The organism is Terriglobia bacterium (assembly GCA_020072645.1).
In the GTDB taxonomy this organism is placed as follows: Bacteria; Acidobacteriota; Terriglobia; order Terriglobales; family Acidobacteriaceae; genus Angelobacter.
This window is the reverse complement of record JAIQGK010000017.1, coordinates 61900-86693: the sequence shown is the minus strand read 5'-3', so window position 1 is coordinate 86693 and position 24794 is coordinate 61900. Positions and strand designations below refer to the sequence as shown.

23 protein-coding genes are annotated in these 24794 nt (G+C 54.7%); 11 read left to right on the top strand and 12 right to left on the bottom strand.

Annotated elements, in window-relative coordinates; genetic code table 11:
- Positions 1-60: 60 nt before the first annotated feature.
- Positions 61-993 (bottom strand): tRNA (adenosine(37)-N6)-dimethylallyltransferase MiaA, encoded by a 933-nt coding sequence (miaA, locus tag LAO76_22805; protein ID MBZ5493760.1) that lies wholly within the window; start codon positions 991-993, stop codon positions 61-63.
- A 206-nt stretch (positions 994-1199) separates the two neighbouring features.
- Here miaA and LAO76_22800 point away from each other — a divergent pair, with 206 nt between their 5' ends.
- Positions 1200-2054: a winged helix-turn-helix domain-containing protein gene (locus LAO76_22800; protein MBZ5493759.1), complete on the top strand. Its 855-nt coding sequence runs from the start codon at positions 1200-1202 to the stop codon at positions 2052-2054.
- A gap of 11 nt (positions 2055-2065) precedes the next feature.
- Here LAO76_22800 and LAO76_22795 read toward each other — a convergent pair whose 3' ends face one another.
- Together LAO76_22795 and LAO76_22790 are read right to left on the bottom strand one after the other, a co-directional pair.
- Positions 2066-3109 carry a TonB family protein gene (locus LAO76_22795; GenBank protein ID MBZ5493758.1) on the bottom strand — a complete coding sequence of 348 codons (1044 nt, stop codon included), beginning with the start codon at positions 3107-3109 and terminating at the stop codon, positions 2066-2068.
- 186 nt (positions 3110-3295) lie between these two features.
- On the bottom strand, positions 3296-4324 hold the full coding sequence (locus LAO76_22790; protein ID MBZ5493757.1) for a Gfo/Idh/MocA family oxidoreductase: 1029 nt from the start codon (positions 4322-4324) through the stop codon (positions 3296-3298).
- 68 nt (positions 4325-4392) lie between these two features.
- Between LAO76_22790 and LAO76_22785 the strand changes: the two genes are divergently transcribed.
- On the top strand, positions 4393-4779 hold the full coding sequence (locus LAO76_22785) for a hypothetical protein (GenBank protein ID MBZ5493756.1): 387 nt from the start codon (positions 4393-4395) through the stop codon (positions 4777-4779).
- A 1-nt stretch (position 4780) separates the two neighbouring features.
- On the opposite strand, the gene LAO76_22780 is transcribed toward LAO76_22785, so the two are convergent.
- From LAO76_22780 to LAO76_22765, 4 genes are all read right to left on the bottom strand, one after another.
- Positions 4781-5938, bottom strand: coding sequence for a glycosyltransferase family 4 protein (locus tag LAO76_22780; protein MBZ5493755.1), 1158 nt, complete (start codon positions 5936-5938; stop codon positions 4781-4783).
- Positions 5913-7229 (bottom strand): GNAT family N-acetyltransferase, encoded by a 1317-nt coding sequence (locus LAO76_22775; protein MBZ5493754.1) that lies wholly within the window; start codon positions 7227-7229, stop codon positions 5913-5915. The genes LAO76_22780 and LAO76_22775 overlap by 26 nt, the downstream gene beginning before the upstream one ends.
- A 641-nt stretch (positions 7230-7870) precedes the next feature.
- Positions 7871-9223, bottom strand: coding sequence for a sigma-54 dependent transcriptional regulator (locus tag LAO76_22770; protein ID MBZ5493753.1), 1353 nt, complete (start codon positions 9221-9223; stop codon positions 7871-7873).
- Entirely contained in the window at positions 9216-11453 is a 2238-nt protein-coding gene (locus tag LAO76_22765) for a HAMP domain-containing protein (protein ID MBZ5493752.1), read from the bottom strand. The genes LAO76_22770 and LAO76_22765 overlap by 8 nt, the downstream gene beginning before the upstream one ends.
- Positions 11454-11937: 484 nt before the next feature.
- Between LAO76_22765 and LAO76_22760 the strand changes: the two genes are divergently transcribed.
- Positions 11938-12276 carry a type II toxin-antitoxin system HigB family toxin gene (locus LAO76_22760; protein ID MBZ5493751.1) on the top strand — a complete coding sequence of 113 codons (339 nt, stop codon included), beginning with the start codon at positions 11938-11940 and terminating at the stop codon, positions 12274-12276.
- Positions 12277-12761: 485 nt separating this feature from the next.
- On the opposite strand, the gene LAO76_22755 is transcribed toward LAO76_22760, so the two are convergent.
- Both LAO76_22755 and LAO76_22750 read right to left on the bottom strand, forming a co-directional pair.
- On the bottom strand, positions 12762-14255 hold the full coding sequence (locus tag LAO76_22755) for an aldehyde dehydrogenase family protein (protein ID MBZ5493750.1): 1494 nt from the start codon (positions 14253-14255) through the stop codon (positions 12762-12764).
- Between the two features lie 453 nt (positions 14256-14708).
- Entirely contained in the window at positions 14709-15098 is a 390-nt protein-coding gene (locus LAO76_22750; GenBank protein MBZ5493749.1) for a hypothetical protein, read from the bottom strand.
- Between the two features lie 506 nt (positions 15099-15604).
- On the opposite strand from LAO76_22750, the gene LAO76_22745 reads away from it, so the two are divergent.
- Complete coding sequence (locus tag LAO76_22745; GenBank protein MBZ5493748.1) at positions 15605-17038, top strand: response regulator; 1434 nt, start codon at positions 15605-15607, stop codon at positions 17036-17038.
- Positions 17039-17063: 25 nt separating this feature from the next.
- Here LAO76_22745 and LAO76_22740 read toward each other — a convergent pair whose 3' ends face one another.
- Entirely contained in the window at positions 17064-17477 is a 414-nt protein-coding gene (locus tag LAO76_22740; protein ID MBZ5493747.1) for a secondary thiamine-phosphate synthase enzyme YjbQ, read from the bottom strand.
- A gap of 97 nt (positions 17478-17574) precedes the next feature.
- Here LAO76_22740 and LAO76_22735 point away from each other — a divergent pair, with 97 nt between their 5' ends.
- Both LAO76_22735 and LAO76_22730 read left to right on the top strand, forming a co-directional pair.
- Positions 17575-18222: a UdgX family uracil-DNA binding protein gene (locus tag LAO76_22735; protein ID MBZ5493746.1), complete on the top strand. Its 648-nt coding sequence runs from the start codon at positions 17575-17577 to the stop codon at positions 18220-18222.
- Positions 18223-18635: 413 nt separating this feature from the next.
- Positions 18636-19409, top strand: coding sequence for a DUF1223 domain-containing protein (locus tag LAO76_22730; GenBank protein MBZ5493745.1), 774 nt, complete (start codon positions 18636-18638; stop codon positions 19407-19409).
- On the opposite strand, the gene LAO76_22725 is transcribed toward LAO76_22730, so the two are convergent.
- Positions 19380-20276, bottom strand: coding sequence for a hypothetical protein (locus LAO76_22725; protein MBZ5493744.1), 897 nt, complete (start codon positions 20274-20276; stop codon positions 19380-19382). The genes LAO76_22730 and LAO76_22725 overlap by 30 nt on opposite strands.
- Positions 20277-20451: 175 nt before the next feature.
- Positions 20452-21321, bottom strand: coding sequence for a hypothetical protein (locus LAO76_22720; protein MBZ5493743.1), 870 nt, complete (start codon positions 21319-21321; stop codon positions 20452-20454).
- Positions 21322-21585: 264 nt separating this feature from the next.
- Here LAO76_22720 and LAO76_22715 point away from each other — a divergent pair, with 264 nt between their 5' ends.
- The 5 genes from LAO76_22715 (at position 21586) to LAO76_22695 (ending at position 24781) form a co-directional block, all read left to right on the top strand.
- The gene (locus tag LAO76_22715; protein MBZ5493742.1) at positions 21586-22554 is read left to right on the top strand and encodes a metallophosphoesterase; all 969 of its coding nucleotides are present in this window, start codon (positions 21586-21588) and stop codon (positions 22552-22554) included.
- 35 nt (positions 22555-22589) lie between these two features.
- A complete protein-coding gene (locus LAO76_22710) occupies positions 22590-22940 on the top strand; it encodes a cupredoxin family copper-binding protein (GenBank protein MBZ5493741.1) in 351 nt (116 codons plus the stop codon).
- Complete coding sequence (locus LAO76_22705; protein MBZ5493740.1) at positions 22941-23387, top strand: DUF2231 domain-containing protein; 447 nt, start codon at positions 22941-22943, stop codon at positions 23385-23387.
- 90 nt (positions 23388-23477) lie between these two features.
- Complete coding sequence (locus LAO76_22700; GenBank protein ID MBZ5493739.1) at positions 23478-24050, top strand: sigma-70 family RNA polymerase sigma factor; 573 nt, start codon at positions 23478-23480, stop codon at positions 24048-24050.
- Positions 24047-24781: a zf-HC2 domain-containing protein gene (locus LAO76_22695; GenBank protein ID MBZ5493738.1), complete on the top strand. Its 735-nt coding sequence runs from the start codon at positions 24047-24049 to the stop codon at positions 24779-24781. Before LAO76_22700 ends, LAO76_22695 begins: the two co-directional genes overlap by 4 nt.
- Positions 24782-24794: the final 13 nt, after the last annotated feature.

Here is a 24794-nt window from a genome sequence, read left to right as displayed (position 1 = left end):
TGATTACGTGGGGACCTGGCGCGTTAGGAGCGAAGCGGTTAAAGAAGTACGCTGCTGACTTCAATCACGCGCTTTTGAGTTGATCAAATCCATAGCGTGCTTCTGCGCTGCCGGTGCGGATCCAAACTCTACAATCCAGTGGACCTCCGGCTCACGGCGAAACCATGTCATCTGTCGCTTGGCATAGTTTCTGTGTCCCTGCTGCGCCGCAGCAATCGCCTGCTCCAGTAAAATTTCTCCGCGCAGGTGCTGCATGGCCTGCTTATAACCCAGAGAGTTCAGCGGCCACACCGATGAACCGTATCGATCTACCAATTCGCGGGTTTCTTCCAGCAATCCGGCAGAAAACATATCACGTGCCCGCTGATTAATGCGCGCGTATAGAGCCTCGCGGTCAGGGTTAAGGCCGATTCGGAGAATTCTGTAGCCCTGCAACGCATCGCGCCCCTGTTGCCATAGGCCGGTCATGGGCGCTCGCGCGCTGATGCTTACTTCCAGCGCACGCACCACCTTGGGAACATCGTTGGCGTGGATTGTTTGCGCCGCCGCTGGATCAATGCGGTGCAGCAGCTTATGCAGATAATCACTTCCCCGCTCCGCCGCGCGCTCTCGCAGCCGCGTGCGGAGTTCTTCTGAACGTGGCGGCCCGGAAAACAATCCTTCCAGGAGCGCACGTAGATATAGTCCGGAACCGCCTACGACAATGGGCAAGTGCCCGCGCGCGGCGATCTCGCCGATGGCCTGCCTGGCCAGCCGCGAGTAATCGCCTGCGGTGACCAGCTCTTCCGGACCAGCGACGTCGATCAGATGATGCGGAACGCGGCGGCGCTCTTCCATTGAAGGTTTTGCCGTGCCGATCTCAAGCTCGCGATAGACCGCCACGGAGTCGCAACTAACAATCTCGCCGTGCATCCGCTCCGCCACATGGAGTGAAAGCGCGGTCTTGCCGCTGGCCGTGGGGCCAAGGATTACGAGGAGCAAAGGCAGGCTCATGCGCCGCTCCACATGCGTCGCAGGAATACAAACAGGAGTATGAGCAGCGCTAACAAGGCCAGGCCCAGCGCCTGCTGTCGTCGGGAATCCATCGCAATCACATTGTAGCTAGACTGACCACCAATGGCGGTTTGCCATCAATAATCAGCAAATGGAAAATGCTAAACTCTAGCGCGGAGTCTCACTCCCGCAGCTATCAAGTGCTTATGGCAACGGTGATCAAGTATAAATTTGACGAATTTGAAGCCGACCTTCGCGCGGCGGAGTTGCGCAAAAATGGCAACCGGCTGAAGCTGCAAATGCAGCCATTCCAGGTATTGGTGGCGCTTCTTGAGCGTCCCAAGGAAGTTGTTACCCGTGAGGAGTTGCGGCAGCGCTTGTGGCAGCAGGATACATTCGTCGACTTTGATCACGGTCTCAACACGGCCATGGTCAAACTGCGCGACGTGCTGGGTGATTCCGCCAGCAAGCCAAAATTCATTGAGACCATTGCCAAGCGCGGCTATCGCTTTCTGGACGATGCTGAAGTTATTTCAGAGCAGCCTGCACTAGCCGAGACGAAAGCTTCCGCGCCTGCCGAAATCGGCGCAACAACTATCGGCAATCCAAACCTACCCCCTGCAAGTCTTCCAATAACAGATTCAGCGCTTCCCCGCACCAGCAGAAACACCGCGCGCCTTTTGTTCATCCTGATTCAGATCATGTACCTGATCTTTTATCTCTCGGCGCTTTTCAGCTGGGAAAACACGTACAAGGCTTCCTTCAATACGTGGGGACGCGCCGGCGCAACTGCATTCGCAATTTATATGGCAACATCCATGGTCGGCATTGTTGTGCGTTTGTACCTGATCTCTGCCACCGCAATGGATTACCATCTGCTCGGCAGCAAATATCGCCTGCTTACGCCTGCGCTTTTTGTCCTGGATATGATCTGGGCTTTGTCTCCGCTCCTCATCGCTGACCGGATTGGTCTGGGCTTTGCCCTCGGAGCATGCGCCGCGCTGGTCTACATGCCGTTTGCGCAACGCACATTAATAAAGATGATACAGAGCGGGCGGTAGGATGGTGTTCGCTATTCCAGATCGTTCTTGTCTGGGTTGTAGTAGAAGCGTGCCCGGATCAAAAGATAATCTCCGGCAAACTGGGTAGGAAGATTGGGCAGCGGAATCGCGTCAGTGATGGCGCCCCATGCGGCACGGTCCAACGCAACGTCGCCCGACGAGCCAACCAGTTTCATGCCCATGACTTTGCCTTCTTTCGTAATGGCAAATTCAATGATCACCACGCCTTTTTTCATCACCGGCGGCATGGCAGATTCAGGGATCAGCGGGTCCCAATGGGTCTGCACGGTGTAGCGCAGGCGCTTCATGTATGGGCCAAAATCCACGCCCATAGTGTCACTCAGGATTTCCAACCCGCCTTTTGTCGCGACATTGGGTTTTACGCCGCTGCCATATTCTCCGCCGCCAAAGTTTACAGGTGCATTGCCGTGTCCCGCGGCCGCGGAACGAATCGCATCATTCACTGAAGCGCCGGGTGAGGAAATGGCGAACGGCGATTTCTTTGGGGCAGCAGGGGCAGGTGATTCAAGCTGGGCTGTGGCCGGGGGCGTGGGCTGCACCGCAGGAACTGGGGCCATTGATTGTGCCGTTGTTGGATTTTGCTGCTGTGCCTGCTGGCCTGAAGGCGGTGGCGGAGAAGCTTTCGGCGGACCCGCCTTCCGCGCATCAAGCAGCTTACGCAACGTCTCTTTATCTACCGTCGGAGTTTTCGTTTGCGCGATGCGGTTCTTGTCAGAAGTTATGTTGGTCTTGGGAGGCTTTACTTTGAGCGCATCATCCGGCAGCGAGATAAAAGTCGTTTCCTGCTTTTGCTGGGACGGAACAATAACGGGCCGGTTGAAATTCCACTTCGGTATAAAGATCAGCAACGCAATGATAATGGCGTGCGTGATCAGGGAGATCCAGGCTGCTTCGCGCCGTCGATACGTAGAGACGACGTCATCTTCTTCCGGCAGATCAGCCGTGAGAAGATGCAAACGCATCTCCGCTTCCGTGATCTTCAGCGGCACTTCCGCTCGCGACTGTTCCTCAGCCGGACGCCCTTTTTCTTCCATTACAGGAATAAACCACCACCAGCCTGCTTGCAGGCGCTATTGCGTTGTTAGTAACTATTCTCTCATTAGAACGGCAGTTGTGAGATGCTCTTGCGGGCACTAACGATGAAAAAACACGATTTCTAGTGGAAACCACTCATTACCAAGGGACGAACTGCTGCACCTTAATATATGTTTACAAACAATTTACAGAGAATGTAGCCGCGCCCGCTTTGTGTGTTCGTCTATGGCGGAAAGCATGCTCAGCGCAACCGCCAGCGCGCGGCGTCCGTCTTCCAACGTGACCACCGGTTTTTCGCGGTGGCGCACGGCATGCAGAAATGATTTCAGCTCCGCACGCAGCGGTTCTTCCGATTCTACTTTGGGCTTGTTTAGGGTTACGCCCGGAATCGGAAGGGTGGAGGGTGTTTCCGCAAATGACATTAAATTGTGCAGAGAAAATTTCTCTTCCTGCGTCACGCGAATCTGGAAAACATCCTGCCGTCCGTAATCGATGGAGACATATTCCTTGGGCTGAAAGAAGCGCAGCTTGCGCACGCGCTCCGTGCTGATGCGGCTGGCCGTCAGGTTGGCCACGCAGCCGGACTCAAACTCCATGCGCACGTTGGCGATGTCCACTTTTTCCGTGACCACGGGCAGCCCCACCGCTCGTATTTCCTTTATCGGCGATTTCACAAAAGAGAGCACGACATCAATGTCATGGATCATCAAATCCAGCACAACGTCCACATCGAGGCTGCGCGGGCTGAAAACACTGAGGCGATGCACCTCAAAAAACATCGGCTGGGTAATCAGCGGGATCGTAGCTCTCACCGCGGGATTGAAACGTTCCAGATGTCCCACCTGGACCACGCGCTGGTTAGCATTTGCCAGGCTGATCAGTTCGTCGGCTTCAGCCAGAGTTGAGGCCAGCGGCTTTTCGATCAGCACATCGATCCCCGCAGCCATTAGGGCCGCTGCCACTTCTCGATGATAGACAGTTGGCACGGCCACGGAAGCGGCTTCCACGCGTCCGAAAAGCTCTTCTACCGTGGCCAGCGCGGAACATCCAAACTGGCTGGCTACAGCCTGGGCCTGGGCAGCATCGCTATCCACTACAGCAACCAGTTCCACGCCGCCGCCCTGCTTTTGCAGATCATGGTAAACGCGTGCATGATTGCGGCCAAAAGAGCCTACACCAACGACCGCCACTCGAATTGGACTTTCGTGAGCCAACCGTTGATTTTCTCAGACGTTGGCAAAAGCGGCAAAGGTTATCATGTGGACGTTCGGAGGAATATTGCATGGGACGCGCTTTTGGGTTTATAAGCTTGATCATTGTGGTTGGTATTGGGGCTTATATCTATATGCGGCAGACACAGGGAGTAACGTCCGCCGGCAGCAGCAATCCCACCGCAACGGTGGACCTGATTGGCGTAAGAAATGACTTACTGGCGATTGCCCAGGCGGAACGCAGCCACCAGGCAACCCAGGGTAGTTATGTTTCGATTGAAGCGCTGAGATCGCAGGGCGACCTCACCATGACGCGCGATAACCGCGGGCCGTACAACTATTCTGCCGAGGTCAGCGATTCTTCCTTCCGCATTGTGGCCACCTATTCCGGTCCTGAAAGCTCTGGAATGCCCAAAACTCTGAGCGTTGACCAGACCATGCAGGTCAACCAGCAATAGGCTATGACGCTTTGGCAAGCGCTTTCTTTGCGGTTGACTGCTCATAAATCTCAACAGTCTTCTCCGCAATCACATCCCAGCTTAGCGACTCTTTAGCGCGCTTCAGCAACTTCGCTCCGACCTGCTGCCGCAACTCATCATTCGTTAGCAATTCAATGATTCGTTCCGCCAATTGCTCCGGGTTATTCTCTTCCACCCAGACTCCGCTATCACCCAGATGGTCAGGCAAGCCCGCTTTGCGGGTGCACACTACAGGCAACTTGCAGGCAGCAGCCAGTGAAGCGGGCAGTCCGGCAAAACTCCCGGTGTAAGGAAGCAGGCAGACCCTGGACGTCTGGTACAGACGTACCATGTCTTCCTCTGAAATCTGATTCAGCCACACAACTTTGTCGTCAACTCCATTGTCGAGCGCCAGTTGAGCGCCTTCTTTTGGCGTGACCGGGCCGTAGTGTCCATGAATTTTTAGCGTTGGCGTGGCCTCGCCCATGCGGGCCTTGATGATGGCCATTGCCTTGAAAACCGTTTCAACGCCTTTGCCGGACATCAACTTGTGCCCGCCATAAAAAACTATTCCTGACCGTTCACTGTCCGGCAGCACTTCAGGCAGTCCGGTCCCGTGCAGAACAACGTGGACTTTGTTTTCCTGCACCTTCAACCGCACAAGCTGCTGCTTCATGTCTTCGCAATGGACGATAATGGCGTCTGCCAGGTTGTAAGTGGTGTTGGTTTCGGGAAATTCCTGTTGATCGCCATCAAGTTCATGGACCGTGATTACCCTGACTGCACTGGAAGGCTGATGCAGCCAGTGGAAAACGGCCTTGGACCCGTAAGCATTCAGGATCTGCTGGAAATGCACCACCTCGGCATTTTTCGATAAGGCGGCATACTTTTTAGCGCGCGCATAAGTAATTACACTGCGGGCGACTCCCCGCAAGCGGCGCTTCCATGCTTTTTTCGACCGGAACTCGACCGGCATCGGCATATCAAAGTAATCGCACTGCTTCGCCTGGAATTGCCTGCCGACTTCAATGGGATCTCCGCAGCCGCAGTTTGAAGCCACCCACTGCATGGTTGTGCCGGTCCTTCTTTCAATTTCAGCCTTCAGAGAGCTGGCATAAAAACCAAATGACGTCTTAAATGGACAGCAAATCATGCTCATTTGCATGGGTATTCTCCTTCTTACGGTCTAAGGATCCGGGCTTTGATAATGATATCCCGCCTGGCGGTGGGTGGTTCTTGTCCGTCGACTCTGCCGCACTTCGGTCAAAGCCCTGGCTCTTCACTGTTCGCCACTTTTCAAGTATCCCCCGCCGATACTTTCCCAGAGGCGAGAGTAACTTCGTTCGCACTTGAAATGCCATCTGTGCGCGAAGAGTCGTGTTAAACACAAATCCATTGAAATGGGGCAGCGTTTCAGGCGTCCATGAAGTTTTGTAAGAGTCCTTACCGCCGCCAAAAAAGAGTTGCCCTACGCCATTTTCCGCGCATTCCTGCATGATCCCGTTTAGCAGTAGCAGTCCGGGAGCGCCGCGCCGCAAGGACTCATCATAGGTAATCTTCATGGGAAAGAAGCAATCATCGGTGACTACGCTGAAAGCGCCTGCTGTCATTCTTCCGTTGACTTCCAGTGCGTGCAGCCGAAAGTAACCGCCGCTGGTCGCCTCGCGCGCAATGGAATCATAAAATGACCGCGTCGCCTTGTCACAGTTGATCGCGGAGCCCTCAGCGCCTTTCCAACCTGCCGCTTCCATCTCATAAAACTTGTGCAGCGTCTCCGCATGAGGCTCATCATGGCAAATCAGTTTAGTCTTGTCGCCTGTTTCTTTCTCCAGCAGCCGCTCCAGTCGCCGCAGTTCATGGCGAAAATGACGGCTCGTGTCAGCCAGCCACGTCAGGTGGCCATTCCCATCACGTTGCATGTGCAAGATCGGGCTGTCCTGCGCCAGAAACGTGACCGTGTTAAAACCATCAAGACCGGCAAGCGCCATGAGTTTTTCGCAGGCGCCGTGTTGCGGAAACACCGGCAACTCAAGAACGTCCCAACCTGACATGGACTTCAACAGCTGCCAGATCAACGGCACAGCAGCTTCACCCGCAATGCCTTTCTTGTGTACGATCTCAAATCGAACTGAATGTACGTTGGCTGCCCCCGCCATTTTGACCACCGGGATACCGGCGTACCAGCTTCGTTTGCGTAACAGAGGCAAAACCGCGACCAATCCCTTAGCTGAATGAACCGTGAACAGGACCAGTTGGTTACCTGGCTCAAAAATGCGAAGGTACGTCTGGACCCATTCCGGACGGTGAAACGGAGCGCTTGCAGTCTCGTCGCACAGTCTCCGCCATTGATCTGCAATGTGATGAATTACTTCTTCCCCGCCGACCCGAATACTTGCGGTCAACTGGGGGACACGTTTTTGTATCGGAAACTTTAACCCTTGGGTCGCCATGGTGTAACAGCCACTTTTCTTTCATCGGGGGTGATATTAGGCCGATACTGGCCCTCCTTTGCCGGTTAGCAGAAGACAGGCCAGTATCAGCTCTGCAAGATGTTCTACGATACTTCTGTCGCAGAGCGGCTGCCGTGACCGCGGTCACAGATGAAGGATGTGTCCTTAACTCCGATCCAGAACTTCTTCATGTCTGCTCCGGTGAGACTAGCGGGGGTCGGCTGGAGAGTACCTTCGGCGGCGCTGGCGCATAGACGCCCTACGGAGACTAGGCCTCAGTGTTCAGGTGCGGAGTTGATGATCGACGACAGGTGTTCTGAGACGGTGCCCAAGACGTCCGCCGTCGTCAAACTCGCCTCTTTCTAAGAACGGGCGACAGGGGAAGCCGTAATGCTCAGGCCCTGTCATCTTGAGCACCCCACCCGCGTGCCGCGGGATAAAGCGGGAATAACAAAGAAAAAATTGTATTGATTCCACTGTACTTACAACTTTGTCACTGGGAGCGCAGGCCGAACACCGAAAGAAGTGAGGGCGAAGTTCGGAAGATCCCGGCAAACTGCGCCTTGCCATGCAGATTCAGCGAATTCTCACCAAAACGGTGGCTCGAAATCTCAAGTCAGCCAAAACTTCTCAAGCAAGAATTACTCCTTCACCGCTATCCCCAGCGTCTTCATCTTGCGATACAGATGGCTCCGCTCAAGCCCCAGCACTTCTGCGGCGCGGGTCACGTTGCCGTGGTTCTCGTCCAGCTTTTTCAGGATGTAATCGCGCTCGTATGCAGCACGGGCCTGGTGCAGCGTGGAAAAGCCCGCCGTAGAAGAGCGACCGCCTTCCCGATGGATCAGCGGCGGCAGATGCTTGCGTTCAATCTTGTGCGCCGTGGGATTCATAATCACCAGTCGCTCAATTACATTACGCAGTTCGCGCACGTTTCCCGGCCAGGAATAGCGTGTGAGGGTCTCAATCGCCTCATCGGTGATTTCGCGCGACCGCCGGCTGTAAGCGGCGGAGAACTCTTTGAGAAAATGCTTTGACAGCAGCGGAATATCTTCTTTCCGCTCGCGTAGCGGCGGAACGTAAAACGGAATTACATTCAGCCGATAAAACAGGTCTTCACGAAAATTGCCGCGAGAAATTTCCTCGTCCAGGTCTTTGTTCGTCGCGGCGATCACGCGCACGTCCACCTTTACCGGATCGTCGTCGCCTACAGGCGTAAATTTCTGTTCATCGAGCGTGCGCAGCACCTTGGATTGCGTCTTCAGGCTCATGTCGCCCACTTCGTCCAGAAACAGCGTGCCTTCATTCGCTTTTTCAAACTTGCCTTCTTTATCGCTGGCTGCGCCGGGCAGCGCGCCCTTGCGATGGCCAAAGAGCTCGCTTTCAATCCAGTCTTCCGGGATGGCCGCGCAGTTTACCTCGACAAACAGTTTGTCCTTGCGCAGGCTGTGCGCGTGGATGGCGTGCGCCACCAGTTCTTTGCCTGTCCCTGACTCGCCATAAATCAGCACACGCCCGTTCGTCGGGGCCATTACTTCAATTTCATGCCGCAGCGCCTTGATGGGAATGCTCTCGCCTACGATGACGCTTTTCGCCTGGAACTGTTTTTTGAACTCCGCATTCTCCAGCCGCAGGCGGTGCGCTTCCACGGCGTTCTTCAAAACAATGAGTGTCTTATCCAGTGAAAGCGGCTTTTCCAGAAAGTCGAACGCGCCCAGCTTGGTGGCGCGGACCGCGGTCTCAATCGTCCCGTGGCCGGAGATGATGACTACCTCCGGCGGATCTTCCAGTTGCCTGATTTTTTCCAGAGTCTCCAACCCGTCAATGCCGGGCAGCCATATATCCAGCAGCACCACTTCGCAGGAGCGTTTCTTCAATTGCTCTAAGCAGGCTTCGCCGCTTTCCGCCAGCAGCACCTTGTACCCTTCATCCTCAAGGACGCCACGCAGCGACTCGCGGATATCGCGTTCATCATCCACCACCAGGACGCTATGCACTCTGCGACTCCCCTGCTGCCATCTCACCCGCCAGCGGCAGCTCTACCAGGAACTTTGCGCCCGCCGGCTTGTTTTCTTCCACGCGAATGGAGCCATGATGATCGTCAATGATGCGACGCACGATTGCCAGCCCCAGTCCGGTGCCGCGCTTCTTGGTGGAAAAATATGGCAGAAACAATTTTTCTTTTACCTCGCGATCGATGCCATGGCCGGTATCCGCAATCACGATCTCCAGCCCGTCGCGCCCATCAAGCAAGGACGTGGTGATATGGATTTCGCGCACGCGCGAATCCTGCATGGCTTCAGCGGCGTTATCGATCAGGTTGGCCAGCGCGCGCTTGATGGCCTCAGGATCGGCCATAGCCAGCGGCAGGTTGGCATCGAGCTGTTTTTCCACGCGTATCCCGTCCAGCCTGCCGTTGAACATTGCCAGCGTGCCTTCCACAATTTCATTGATGTCCGCCGGACGCGGCTGGGCTGCGGGAAACCGCGCCAGCGATGAGAACTCATCCACCAGCGAACGGACTGTCTGCACAGCCTCCGTGATCGTCTCCGCGCAGCCATGGATCACGTTCAACGAAGCCTGGTCTGGAACCAGCCCGCGCTCCAGATGGCGCCGAATGCGCTCGGCGGAAAGCGCGATCGGCGTGAGCGGGTTCTTGATTTCATGGGCCACGCGCCGCGCTACCTCGCGCCATGCAGCTTCACGCTGCGCCTTCAGTAGTTCGCTATAGTCCTCAAAGACGATCACGTATCCCAGCCGCTGTTTGCCATGCTGCACGGAAGAAACGGTCACGCTCACATTGAGCTTGTCTTTGTCCAGGGGAATCTCAAATTGCGCAGCCGTCACTGACATGCGGTCAGCGCGGCGCAATAGATGCTCCAGGTCGGAAGCCGTTTCATCATCGAAGACCTGGCGCAGTGTCGATCCGATCACCGGCGCACCGCCGTTCGGCCAGAACATCCGCCCGAAAGCCACGTTGCTGTGCGTGACACGCCTTTGAGGGTCCAAGGAAAGCACGCCGGTGGGGATGCTTTCCAGAATTGTTTCGATGTGCCGGCGGCGCTGCTCCAGCTCAGTGTTTGTCTCCGTTAGCGCGCGGGCAGACTCGTCAATCTTGGTGCGGCTGGATTCCAGCTCTCCAGCCATGTTGTTGAATGAAGAAACCAGTTCGCCCAGTTCGTCCGCGGCGGAAACCTCAACGCGGTGTCCCAGGTGCCCCAGGGATATCTCGCGCGTTGCCACAGCCAGCGCTTCCACCGGACGCGTGACCAGCTTGGCGACGAACAATGAAGACCATGTAGCCACAAACAGAACCAGTACGGTCAACATGGTCAACAGCAGCATGTACAAACCACGAATGCGCTTGGCCTCGTGTCCCAGCGTTTCATAGTCATGCTGGTCCTGGTTGATCTGCTCCAGCGTTGGAGAAAAATCCTTGGGAAGCGGCAGCCCAATCAAGATCGTCCCGGACTTTCCCGCCGGCGCCATGGCTACAAGATATTCCGCGTTCTGATAGACCCACTTCTCCGGAGACTGTTGAAGGCTCTTTAAGTCAGGAAGGGATTGGCGAAGCGCAGGCCACGGACGCGGCAGGTTCCAGCTTGCCACGGCCGTGTCATCTCGAATGGCCATGGCAAAGCCGTTTTGCAGCGTGTTCTGGTGACGCCGAAATTCGTGCAGCACGCCAGAGTAATTGGCAGTCTCAAACGCACGTTGAATTTCCGGAGACTCCGCAATGTCCATGGCAGTGTGGCGTGCACTGTCTCCAGTTGAGGCGGTCAACAGCGCCGCCACGCGTCCCGAGCCCTGGTGCAACGCGTTTACCGGACTCGAAAACCATTTGTCGATCGACCGGTTCATCAGTCCGTAAGAGAACATAAACATCACAATCGCAGGCGCAAACGACAGGACCAAAGCGCCGACCATCATGCGCGTGCGGAAGCGTGAACCCAGCACGCCAAGCCGCCGCTCGGCATAAAGCTTGAGCAGGTTGCGAAACAGGACGAAGGTGAGCACCACCAGCAGCAGAAAAACCAGGGCTGAAAGCGCCACCAAACCCAACGTCTGTCCGGCGGAATCTGGCCGGAGCTGCTTCAGGTTAAAAGCTTGTTGAGAAAAAACGACGCCGAAAAGTAAGACAATGCCCAGCGCCAGCGGAATCAGCAGGGCGCGCCGCTGCGTCAGGGGGAGTGAACGATTGCTTTTATCCGGTTTCTGATCGGGCACAAAACAGCTCTCGCGCCAATTGGCAAGAAGCCGCGGGAGTCCTGCGAGTCATTATAAGCTGGATGCCATCACGGTGCGGAGTAGACACTTCTCGACACGAGAGGCTGGCTCTAACGCACGATTTTTAGAACTTTCGATTTAACGGCGATCTAATCCACCTGCAGTTGTGTCAACGGCACCGGCAGTCATGTTTGTCAAAAAGTGCTTCTCAAGCAGAGCTTTGAGTTGCTGGATTGCCGCGGGCGCGAAGCGAATTGTCTGGCTCACCGTGGCGGACTCTCTCGCGTCGAGGAGCCGTATGTGTCGATCTGAAGATATTCGTTATTCACAATGGAATATGTGCACTCCACTCGGTATGAGTCCCGCTCTTCTCAAGTTTCTTGGGTGTCAATCGCCGCACGAGTGCCATCTCCGGTCCTTCCTGCAAGAATTTATTTGTGCCCAGTTTGGGTACAGGATATTATTAATAATATACGATAGTGACGTGAGAGTGATTGCGCGTCGAACTTTGAATGATTTTTCTGAATCTTTGCGCGCCTCCAAAGACTACAAGGCTGTAAAAACAGCTCTGGATGCGTGGTTTCACGAAACGCAAGCAGCAAATTGGAACTCACCGGCCGAGGTCAAAAAGAGTTATGGGAATGCAAGCATCGCTGGCAAAGACCGCGTTGTCTTCAACATTAAAGGAAATGACTATCGACTTGTAACCGCCATTGATTATCAGAGAAAGGTTGTTTTTATCAAATGGCTCGGAACGCACAAGGAATACGACCGGATTGATGTTAGGACGGTGCAATATGCGCATAAGACCGATCAGAAGTGAAGCAGATTATGACGCGGCGCTCCATCGAGTAGAAGCGCTGTGGGGCTCGGCTTCCGCGACTCCGGAAGGCGATGAACTCGATGTCCTTGTCCCCTTGATTGAGGCATACGAGCGGGAGCATCATCCGATCGATTTGCCGACCCCCATTGACGCCATTAAGTTTCGATTGGAGCAGCAAGGCAAGGACTATCGGTCTTTAATCGGAGTCATTGGGCAGCGGACTCGAGTCTATGAAGTAATGAGAGGTGCTCGGCCGCTTTCGCTGAATATGATCCGTAAGCTGCACCGCGAACTGGGAATTCCCGCGGACATATTGATACAGTCCCCTCTGCCACCTAGAATGCGCGCGAAGAGAGTATCTGGTGGGCGCAATAAAAGCCCGCGAGCGACCCGACGAGCAATCTGAACTACTCGTGGTGTTGATGGAGATCGTTGCGAACGGTTTCCGTTGCGAGCGGGACGGATCGGCAGCCGAAACCATTCGCCTATTCTCCTGTATCGATCTGTGCCCTCTGCAGTCGGTCAGAAAAATCGATATAGCACGACTTCCATTGGGTATAGAAATCGATTGCTCCCAGGCCGCCTTCGCGATGTCCATTACCGGTTGCCTTGGTCCCGCCGAAGGGCAGATGCACTTCAGCTCCAATCGTCGGAGCATTCACGTATGTAATGCCGGCGTAAATATCGCGCATGGCGCGGAAAGCCTTGTTGACGTCTCGCGTGTATACCGATGAAGACAGGCCATAAGGCACGCCATTGGCGATCTCGATTGCTTTGTCAAAGTTATCTACCGGGATCAGGCTGAGCACTGGCCCAAAGATCTCTTCCTGGGCCACGCGCATTTTTTCATTCACGTCAGTGAAGATAGTCGGCTCAAAGAACCATCCATAAGCATGGTCAGTGGTGTTCAGGGCCTTGCCCCCCGCTTCCAGCTTTGCGCCTTCATTTTTGCCAATCTGAACGTATTTTTCCGTGGTGGCCACTTGCTGCTCGTTGATTTGCGGGCCCATCTCCACGCTTTCATCCTGGCCGTTGCCCACTTTGAGCCGTTGCGCGCGATAAATCAAGCGGTCCGCGAACTGGCGATACACGCCTTTCTGTACGATCACGCGGCTGGCAGCGGTGCAACGCTGTCCAGTCGTGCCGAACGCGCCCCAGAGAACCCCCTCAAGCGCCAGATCGAGATTTGCGTCGTCCAGAATGATGATGGCGTTCTTGCCGCCCATTTCCAGCGAGCATGGCTTGAAACTCCGTGCAGCGGTTTCGCCCACAATGCGCCCCACCTCGCTCGATCCAGTAAATGAAATTGCCTGAACGCTGGCGTGCTCGGCAATCGGCGCGCCGACTTCAGGCCCAAATCCTGTCACAACATTGACCACGCCTTTAGGCAAGCCTGCGTCCGTGAGTGCCTTCAGCAGGTTGAGCGTTGAAAGCGGAGTGTCTTCCGCCGGCTTGATGACGCATGTATTGCCACAGACCAGAGCAGGCAGCAGCTTCCATGACGGAATCGCCATGGGAAAATTCCAGGGCGCAATCATGCCGCAAACGCCAAGAGGCATGCGTACGGCCATGGCAAACTTGTTGGGCAATTCTGACGGCACGGTTACGCCGAACTGCCGCCGTCCTTCGCCGGCCATGTAGTAGGCCGTATCCACGGCTTCCTGCACGTCACCGCGTGTTTCTTTCAAAACTTTGCCCATTTCACGCGTCATCAGGCGGGCGTACTCTTCCTTGCGTTCCAGCAGGATTTCCCCGGCACGGTAGATGATCTCAGCGCGCTTGGGCGCGGGAACCAGCCGCCAGCGCTCAAAAGCCTGTTTGGCTGCGGAAACCGCATCGTCCACGTCACGCTTGTCTGAGCGTTGGAATACACCAATCACGTCACGCGTGTCCGCCGGGTTCAGGTTTTCATAGGTCTGGCCGCTGCGCGATTCGACCCACTCGCCGCCGATAAAATTCTTGAAGATTTTGGCTGCCATTGATACAGAAGTTGCCTTTCGCTGGAATCAAACCCTCTATCGTACCAAGATTTCGCTCATTCGCGCACCAGTGGGCAGTTAGTGTGCCAGAACAGATATCATGAAAAATCGCAAGCAACGATTGGCCTAGCATGCTTGTGGACAAAGGGAAATCGGGAAAACGCCGGGAAACCAAGACATTCCTGGGAGGAATCCCACGTCAGATTCAGCCAAGGCAAAGTAGAATTTAGCGTGTGGAAAACAATCACTAGCCGTATTCGCTTAGGACCCTGCTGGCCGACGGGGGTTTGCGACCTCACATCCATCGAGCAGAGAAGCCAATCCCTTTGGCTTTCGCTCCGAAATCTCTTTTAGCCCTCAGCGACATTGAGCTCAGTGGGGGTGGCATCCCCCCGGAGGAGAGATGCGCCATCCCGTGATTACCCAGATTCAGGCCAAGTCCCAAAAATCCAATCAGTCATGAATGCCGACGCATTCCAATATGGGGAAGTTGCCCGAATTTAATATACCGCCAACACTTTGCAGCCTGACATTGATGCCACTTGTAGACTTGGCAGTGATCCCTACAATCAGCCCGAGGGTATCGCTTGTGCAAACAGCAGTGTAGTTCGTGTCTACGAAAGAAGATCCTGACCAAGGAACCGAGCAAGTGGCAATAGATGTATTGTTGAAAGTACAGAAACCTCCATTGGCTGTAATTCTGTTATGCAGAATGACAGACGTAGACTGCATGAAGCCGGCGGGAGGGGTCGGGCTATTTGCATTCGCGAGCACGACCTGTCCTAAAAAAATGGCGATAATCGTCAGCGCAAGCTTCAGACCGCGTCCGGTAGATTGAATCATTTCACGTCTCCTTTTCTGTTCGTACGCTTCTTCTCAAAAGCAGAAATCAATCTGTCACTTGGAGCAGAAAACGGAACGCCAGTTCCGGAGCAGTTCGAGTTTTCGAAAACCCAAGAACGGCAACTTAGAGCGTTCTTATGTTTGGGGACGAAAGGCAGAATACGACGGGTGGCAATTTTTTCATTGCGACGAACACATCGAGGAGTCGAGAAGCAGCCGCAATATACGCGCGAAATGCATGATAACAAGCGGGTTGATCTCATTTTACCCCGTCGACAACGCTCTAAATAGAAAATGCAGGCGATGCAATAATGTTGGGGAATTCATAAAATTACATTTTCATAAAATTGCATTAATGTCGCGCCGAGAGTTTTTTAATGTTCTAGAATCGTGCCGTCTAACTCTTATGTGTATAGTTTGTAAGCACCTTAAGAGCTATTAGAATCCGGATTCTATATTCTTCAAGATATAGCCACCCACGCGGACATGGTGAAAGGTAGATTGTTATGTCCATACTTCTCGCTGATGACGATCTTCACCTGGCAACTTTCCTCTCAAAATCGCTTGAATCAGAAGGTTATTCCGTCCATACCGCGCTGGATGAAGATAGTGTCATTTCCGAGCTACAGCGCCAGAACTACAAACTCATTATTCTTGATTTGAACTTCGGCCAGACGGACGGGCTGAAGCTGCTGGAAAGGCTGCGCGGCGAGGGATTGGAAACTCCTGTCATGGTGTTGAGCGCGCGCAACCGCGTCTCTGACAGAATCCAGTCGCTGAACCTGGGCGCGGACGATTACATCACCAAGCCATTTTCCTTCCAGGAACTGGCCGCGCGGACAAATGCGTTGCTGCGCCGCAAGGCCGATCCAGCGCTGAACGTGCTGCGCGTGGAAGATCTGGAACTTGATCCGGGATCGCGCAAAGTCCATCGTGGGAAACACGAAATCAAGCTTAGTCCCAAGGAATTCGATCTTCTGCTTCTGTTGATGCGCCATGCCGGCGAAACCGTGACGCGGCATGACTTATTGCATGAGTCCTGGGGACTGGAGCCGGAAACCGACAGCAATCTTGTGGACGTTTATGTGAACTACTTGCGCAAGAAGGTCGATTTTACTGATGAACCTAAGCTGATTCACACAGTCAGAGGTGAAGGTTATAGGATTGGAAGGCCCGCCCCATCACAGACTGTGGATCCGGCTTCAGAACCCAGTTCGGACGCCGCCCATGCAGAACTGCATCATAATCATCAGCCCAGTGCTTTTATCGGCATGGATGATGCTGTGGGCGTGCAGCAAACTCCTATGCGGGCATTGATTCACTCAGTCGCACATGATTTGGCGCAGCCGCTTACCAGCATACGTTGCTTTCTGGAAGTCATGGGCATGCATGCGGATGGTCCTCGAACGTTTCCGGCGGACCTGAAAATTATTGAGCAGCAGGCGGACCGCGCTATCTCTCTGGCCAAGGGAGTATCAGCGCTGGTGCGGGACGTCCCAGTGCCCAGCGGGCCATGGATATCACTGGATGCGCTGTTCAATGAGCTGTTTAACGATTTTATTGTGTTGCTTCACTCTGGTTTGTTAACGCTGGAGCGCGAGTGGGACTCTTCCATCCAGGTCACCAGCAGTCCGGTGCTGCGCCATCTGATGGTGTTGTTCCTGAGCAAGCTGGTGGGCAGGAATACCAGGCCGCTGGTGCTTACAATTTCAGCGCAGGCCAATGAGGGCCGTTGCCTGCTTAAAATGAAGTGGGAGGCGGCAGATGATTCTCTGCCACCGCTGGTGGACGCGAAGGGAATTATGGCCAAGGAACTCGCCTACATCCAGGAGCTGGTTTATTCCATTGGCGGTGAAATGTCGCTTATAGACGGGCGTACTAAAATTCTGCTGAAACTGCCCGCCGCAACGCAGGGTAGCAGGCAGAATATGGTGCACTAAATCGCCGGCAAATTTTGCGGATTGATTATTCTCCCATCACGACGACCACCACTCGTTTAGAGCGCTGGCCGTCGAATTCCGCGTAGAAAACCCGCTGCCACGTCCCTAACAGCAATCTGCCGTTGGTCACCGGAAGAATTACCTGGTGGTGTATGAGCAGCGCCTTCAGGTGTGAGTCGCCATTGTCCTCCCCGGTTTCATGGTGCAGGTACGCTTCATTGAATGGCGCAAGCTGCTCCAGCCATTTGTCGATGTCATGGATCAATCCTCGTTCGTCGTCATTCACATAAACGCCGGCTGTAATATGCATGGCGGAAACCAAAGCCATGCCGTTCGTCACGCCGCTGGCATGCACAATTTTTTCTACCTGCGGCGTAATGTGGATGTATTCGCGATGCTTCTTGGTGTTAAAGGTGAGATATTCTGTATGAAATTTCATGCCGCCTGCCTTGGCTCGAGTCTCGCTGATCAGTTTATATGACGGCTAAGAAACGAACGAAGCCGCCCAGCGTTGCCGTGAACGCATCAAAATTAACATGACCAAACGTTCAAATCGCGTCTCTGCCGCACCCATCCCGGAGAAGCACACTCTGCCTGCTCTGCGCATCGCTGCAGCGGGCTGCAAAGCGTGCGACCTGTGGAAGATGGGCACGCAGACTGTCTTTGGCGAAGGACGCGCAAACGCCCGGGTGATGATGGTGGGAGAACAGCCCGGCGACAAAGAAGATTTGCAGGGTAAGCCATTTGTGGGGCCAGCGGGCATTGTTCTGGACAAGGCGTTGGCCGCCTCCGGAATCGAACGCAAGGACGTTTACGTAACCAACATCGTAAAGCATTTCAAATGGGAACCGCGCGGCAAACGCCGCTTGCACAAGAAGCCCAATGCTCTGGAGATAAGCGCATGCCGTCCCTGGCTGCAAGCCGAAATCAATGTGGTTAAGCCTGAAGTGGTGGTGCTGCTGGGCGCCACTGCCGCACAAGGCGTGCTGGGAAACCAGTTTCGCGTAACCAGGCAGCGTGGGCAGTGGGTGCAATCGAACATTGCGCCGCTGGTGATGGCGACCGTTCATCCTTCATCAATTCTGCGTGCTCCCGACGACGACTCCCGGCATGAAGAAATGCGTAAGTTTGTGGCCGATCTGAAGACAGTCGCAAATCAAATTCAAAAAAGACGCGCCGCATAGGCTTGGCAATAGACCTCACCTGGGCGTGAGACTCCACTCTTGATAGGCGCGCTGATCTCAGCCGCTCAGGCGGATTTCAGGTTCCAAGGTTCTTTGGCAAAAAGAGCTGTTGAAAGCAAGGCCAATACCCCCGAACTGAAGCGGCAGAGCTGTTAATCAAAGAGTAAAATCGGCAATCGGGACGATGAAAAAAGTTGATACGGGTTTGGGGCCGATTGAACGCGAAAAAACGACTTCAACAGCCTTTTGACAGTCCTTTCGAATTGCACTTTTATCTTTTGTTTGCAACAAAAGTGCCTTAGGGGGTGGGGGCATGAAAAAAATTTACTAAAGCGTAAAATCTATAGCACTCGATTTGAACGTACGTTGGGTACGGCTGGAAACGAAAAAGAAAGTGGTGCATCTTGATAAGCATGGGACGAACTTTGGCAGTGGCAATTCTGGTGACTGCAGCAGTCTGTGTCTCAATTGTCGTCGCTAAGACGACGGAGCCCGGCGTGCCACGCAGGGCTGTGGTGGTGGAGCTATTCACTTCAGAAGGATGTTCCAGTTGTCCGCCGGCGGATGAGTTGCTGGGGCGTTTGCGCCAGGACCTTTCCGCCAAAAACATCCAGGTGATCCCACTGGGGTTCCATGTGGATTACTGGAATTCACTGGGATGGAAAGACCGGTTCTCCTCGGCGGAGTTTACGCAGCGGCAGGAGCAGTACACCCGATCGCTGAAAGTGGACGGCCCATACACGCCTGAGATGGTGGTGGATGGCGGAGTGGAATTTGTGGGCAATGATGCCGGACAGGCGCAACGCACGATCCGGCAGCAGGCCAGCCAACTGGAAACTGCACAGGTAAAAATCGCTCCAGCCGGAGCGGACCAATTGACCATTCAGGTCAAAGGTCCTGCATCATCGGGCAACGCTTTGGTTATGCTGGCGATCACTGAGGACAACCTTACGACTCGAGTAGGCGCGGGCGAGAACGGTGGACGCACACTGCATCATGCGGCTGTCGTCCGCGAGTTGAAAGAGGTGGGCATGCTGCACAACGGCACGATGGAAACCACGGTGCCGCTCAAGCTGGAAAAAGACTGGAAGCGAAACGACCTGCATGCGGTGGTGTTTGTGCAGCAAGGGCCCAGCGGAAAGATTGAAGGAGCGGCTTCAGTTGCCTTGGCGGACCAGTTGCGCTGACGTGCGGCCCAGTTTCTCAAGCTCATCCTGAAAAAGATGATTGTTGGGGAACTGCTGATGCAGCGCTTCCAGCTTGCGGCGCGCGTCATCAGTGTTCTTGAAGCGCACGTCCTCAAACACCACCAGCAGGCGGGCAAACGGAGCAAGATAGTGGGCGTGGTCTGCGGCCAGCGTTAGTTCCTTTACGCCTTCGCCTTCATCGCCCTTGAGTCCTCCCAGACGAAGCACCCAGCGCACCGGAGCGGATTTACGCGCCACAATCACTTTGCCCATTCCAGTGGCGACATAAGCGTCATAGGAATCCGGGGACTGGGCCAGCAGTTTCTCAGCATACGTTGTGGCGGTCTTTATATAGGAGATAGCCTTGAGGTCTTTCTTGGTAAAGATCCCAAAATCATCGCCATGAAGGCCGTTGATGAGTGAAAGCGCCAGCAGCGCGCGGGCATCATTCTGGTTGCGGTTCAACCTGTCCTGGGCCAGCTTTTCCGCCTGGTCAAGGCTGCTATCGAAAATTTTCTTGTTGCCGGCGTCCCATGAGTAGGCATCGCGGGAGTTGTAGCTATCGTCGGTGGCAAAGAGCTCACTGCGGAGAATGTGCAGCCGGTCGAGCTCGCGGAAGAACGCTACCCAGGCCTGCGCCACATAAGGCAAGGGATCGTCCTGAGCAACGGCTTTGGCTTCATCGGCAGCCTTGAAGGCGTCCTGAAATTTCAGATCATACATGGCGTGGTAAGACTGGGCCAGCTTTTCTTCAACGGTCGGTGATTTAGAGGCCACTTGCTGAAGTTGCGCCGATGCACCGGCCACAAGGGCCAGCATGACAAGGATCAGGAAAGCAGCAGTTTGCAAGGGTTTTCTGGGTTCCAAAGATACTCTCCAAAGGTCCTTCAGCCTATCGGCATGCTAACAGGTCGCGTGGGCTTTGCCGATGTACGAAAGGATATGTCCCCGCAGATGCACCAACAAATGCACCTTTCAGGGGGCAATGTTCGGGGCAGGTTGTTCAATCTGGGATGTTTTTATTGTAAATGAGAATTGCCGATTAGTTCTGGCCGGGGCCGGCGGCAGGATGGTCCAATTTGGCAATTTCCTGCAAAAAGAGCGGGTTATTGGGAAAGTGTTCGCGGAGCCACTCAAGCTTTTTGCGGGCGGCAGCGGTGTTCTTATGGCGAAGATCGTCGAATGCAAGCAGGATGCGGGCAAAAGGCATGAGAAAACGGCCATGATCTGCCACGAGCGTCAGTTCCTTTACGCCCTCTTCCTGATCACCTTTGAGCCCGCCCAGGCGCAGCATCCACCGGACCGGAGCGGCCTTGCCTCCGATGATGTATTTGCCCATGCCAGTGGCGATGTAAGCGTCGTAATAGTCAGGCGAGATAGCCAGCAGTCGCTCAGCATAGCCGTTTGCGGATTTGGTGTAAGAAAGCGCGCTGAATTTTTTCTTGGCGATGAGAGCGGCATCGTCGGCGCGCAATCCTGTGGCGAGCGTTAAAGCGAACAAAGCTCTCGGATCGTCTTTGCTCTCCTTCAGGCGCTCCTGGGCCAGCTTTTCTGCTCCGGCCAGCGCAGTGTCAAAGTCCTTGCGGCGTTGCGGGTCCCAGGTGAATGGCGGCCCGTCGGCGAATTTGTCATCGGCGGCAAAGAGTTCGCTGCGCAGAATATGCAGATGATCGAATTCACGGAAGAGCGCAGCGCAAGCCTGCGCCACCCATGGAACAGGATCGTCATTGGCCATGCGTTTTGCGGATTCAGCCAGGCGCATCGCTTCATCGAAACGCAAGTTGTACATGGCGTTATAACTTTGATCCAGAAGCGCATCTAGATTTTGCGTTTGCGCGCTGATGGTCGGCTTCACGGCGGTTTGGGCAACGGCGCTGGCTTGCCAGGACAATGCGATGATCGCAATTGCCACCAATCTATTCCTGGCTTGGCTGCCGACTGACAATAGGTCCCTCCCTGCGGCATTCCGCAGCATAACAGGTTGGATGCATTTCACTGCAGACGATCACTGCTTAGAAGCGATTTGCCTTTAATTAGATAAAACACATAAATGGAAGCGCAAAGGGTTAAGAATTGTTTTCTTGCTTGCCGGGAATATTTCCTTCCCTACTCAGTTTGAATGAGTGAGATAAGCGCGACAGCCAAGAGCGGCGCGAAACTCCAACAGGAGGAAGCAATGGCGGACAAAACGAAAGACGAAATTCTGCATGACCACAACCATGACGGCATTGATCGCCGCGGCTTTTTAAAGTGCATGGCATGGGCCGGCACTGGGGCCTTTTGCGTGATGCAAGGCGGCGTGCTCAAGTCTTACAGCCTGAGCGGGCTCGCCGGGCGCAGCGCCAAGGAGATGAAAGGCGAACTGAGCTTTGTCCAGATCAGTGACAGCCACATGGGGTTCAACAAGCCTGCCAACACTGATGTTGCAGGAACTTTGAAAGCGGCGATCGACAAGATCAACGCATTGCCGACGCAACCGAGCTTCATTCTTCACACCGGCGACATCACGCATCTTTCCAAGCCGGAAGAATTTGATGGCGTTGACCAACTGCTGAAAAGCGCCAGCGCCAAAGATGTCTTTTATGTGCCCGGCGAGCACGACGTCATCGGCGACGATGGCAAACAATATCTTGAGCGCTACGGCAAGAACGCCAAGGGAGCGGGCTGGTACAGCTTTGACCAGAAGGGCGTTCATTTCATCGGGCTGGTGAACGTGATGAACCTGAAAGCCGGAGGACTGGGCAGCCTGGGCACTGAGCAACTGGAATGGATGGAAAGCGAAGTAAAACATCTTTCCAAGAGCACGCCGATTGTTGTGTTCGCGCACATCCCGCTGTGGAGCGTTTATCCGGAGTGGGGCTGGGGAACCGACGACAGCGCGCAGGCGCTGGGCTATCTCAAGAAATTTGGATCGGTCACGGTGCTGAACGGCCACATCCACCAGACCATGCAAAAGGTGGAAGGCAACGTGACATTTCATACCGCGGCGTCCACGGCGTTTCCTCAACCCAAACCGGGAGAAGCGCCTTCACCAGGGCCAATGAAAGTTCCGGCGGAACAACTGCGCAGTTTGCTGGGCATCCGCGATGTGAACTATGTCCAGGGCAAGCACGCGCTGGGCGTGACCGATTCGACCTTGGAATAAATTTCCCGACACACAAAAACGGAGAGTAGCAAGTCATGAAAAGAACAGTTTTAACATTGGGTTTTGCGACGCTCGCCATCTTGATCATCATGATGGCGGGCCGGTCCACGACTTTTGGCGCGACGATGGAAGACAAGGCCGCGACACAGGTTAAAATCGACAACTTTGTTTTTTCACCAAATCCTGTGACGGTGCCGGTGGGCAGCACGATCCGCTGGACCAATCAGGATGACATTCCTCACAACGTTGTGAGCGATGACAAAAGCTTCAAATCCAAGGCGCTGGATACGGATGAGACTTTTACCTACACATTTACCCAGCCAGGCACTTATACATACTTTTGCTCGATCCATCCCAAGATGACCGGCAAGATTGTGGTGCAGTAAATGAACCCCTTTGACCTGAAATCGGCCCTGCTGGCCCGCCACGCTCAGCACGTTGTGCTGATTCACTTCCCTATCGCGTTGTTCCTGGTGAGCGTCGCTTTTGATATCGCGGCGCAGTGGTGTAGCAAGGCTGCATTCGCGGCAGTGGCTTATTACAACCTGACGGTGGCCGCCGTTTCGTCCGTTCTGGCGGTTGCCACGGGTTTAATGGCGTGGCACTGGCAGCTTGAGGGTCAAAAACTGAAAGGCACTCTGCTGCTGCACTTGCTGCTGGGATTGGGATCGACTCTATTCATCTGGCTGGTATGGTGGGTACATTTTCGCGGCCGCAAACCGGAACGCACGCTGCCCATGTATCGGTTCCCTTTGGAGATGGCGGCGGCTGGCGTAGTGGCCCTCACTGCTCATCTCGGCGGATTCCTGAGCGGCGTTAATGCTGGGGTGTGAAGGAACTCGAATGACGCAGCAAGGGGCTTGCCGTCTCGATAAGCACAGAAGCATTTCAGACAGGAAACGTTCACGAAGGAGAGTAAAATCATGGCCGCCACCGTTGTTGCGCGAGGGAATGTGAGCGGCCTGGAAAATAAGGACTTCGAAAAACTGGCGATTCCGCTGCTGGACGGGCTGTATAACTTTGCCCGATGGCTATGCGGTGACCCCGACGAAGCCCGCGACCTGGTGCAGGAAACGTTCTTGAAGTCCTTGAAAGGCTTCTCGTCGTTCCGCGAAGGCACAAATTTTCGGGCATGGATGTTTCGGATCCTGCGCAATACGTTCCTGACCAGCAGGACAGGGCTGGAGCGGCGCAACACGCAGCAGGAAGATGAAGAAGGCGTGGCCGAGATTTCCATCAGCCAGGAAACTCCGGAGATCGCGCTGATACGGCGCGCGAATACCGAGCTGGTACAGTCCGCAATTGCACAGCTGGCTCCCGCATTTCAGGAAGTGATTCTGCTGGCCGATCTGGAAGAAATGAAGTATCAGGAAATCGCGGAAGCGCTGGACATACCGATTGGCACGGTGATGTCTCGGTTGGCGCGGGCAAGAAAACAGGTGCGCGAGCACATTGTGCTGACGTTGGGCGGCAGCAGGACTGTAGGTGTAAAGTGACAAACTGCGAATGGCGGGAAAAAATCGGGCTATATGTGGATGGCGAGCTGGAGCCACGCGAAGAGCAGGCCATCGGCGACCATCTGCAAAGCTGTGCCGATTGCTCCGCGGCAGTGGTGGAACAGCAGGCGCTGAAGAAAGCTGTCCGCCTGGCCGGCAAACGCTTCACAGCGCCGCCGGAACTTTATGCCAGCATACATCGGCAAATGCGGCCGAAGAAAAGTACAGGCTTGTGGCTGAAAGCCAGCGCACTAGCAGCGTCTGCGGTCTTGTTGGCCATTGTTGCATTCGCCTGGATCTCGCGTCCCTCGGCATCCAACGCCACACTTGCGCAATTAATTGATCAGCATGTGATCATGCTGGCCAGCGTTAATCCGGTGGATGTGGTTTCCAGCGACAAGCACATGGTGAAGCCATGGTTTCAGGGAAAGCTTCCGTTCACGTTCAATCCGCCAGAGCTTGCCAAAGACTCGCCGTTCACTTTAATCGGCGGCAAATTGATCTACGCGCAACACGCTCCCGGCGCGGAGCTGGTGTATCAGGTGCGGCAACACAAAATGTCCGTCTTTATCTTCCAGGCACGCGATGTACACGGCGATCCCTCTCCCGCCAATCAGACCTTTGTAGTAAATGGCTGGCAACAGGGCGGACTGCAATATTACATTGTGACGGATGCACCGCGCGAAGACGCCGACCGGCTGCGCGAATTGCTGCAAGACGCGAACCGGTAGAGGAGCTACCCTA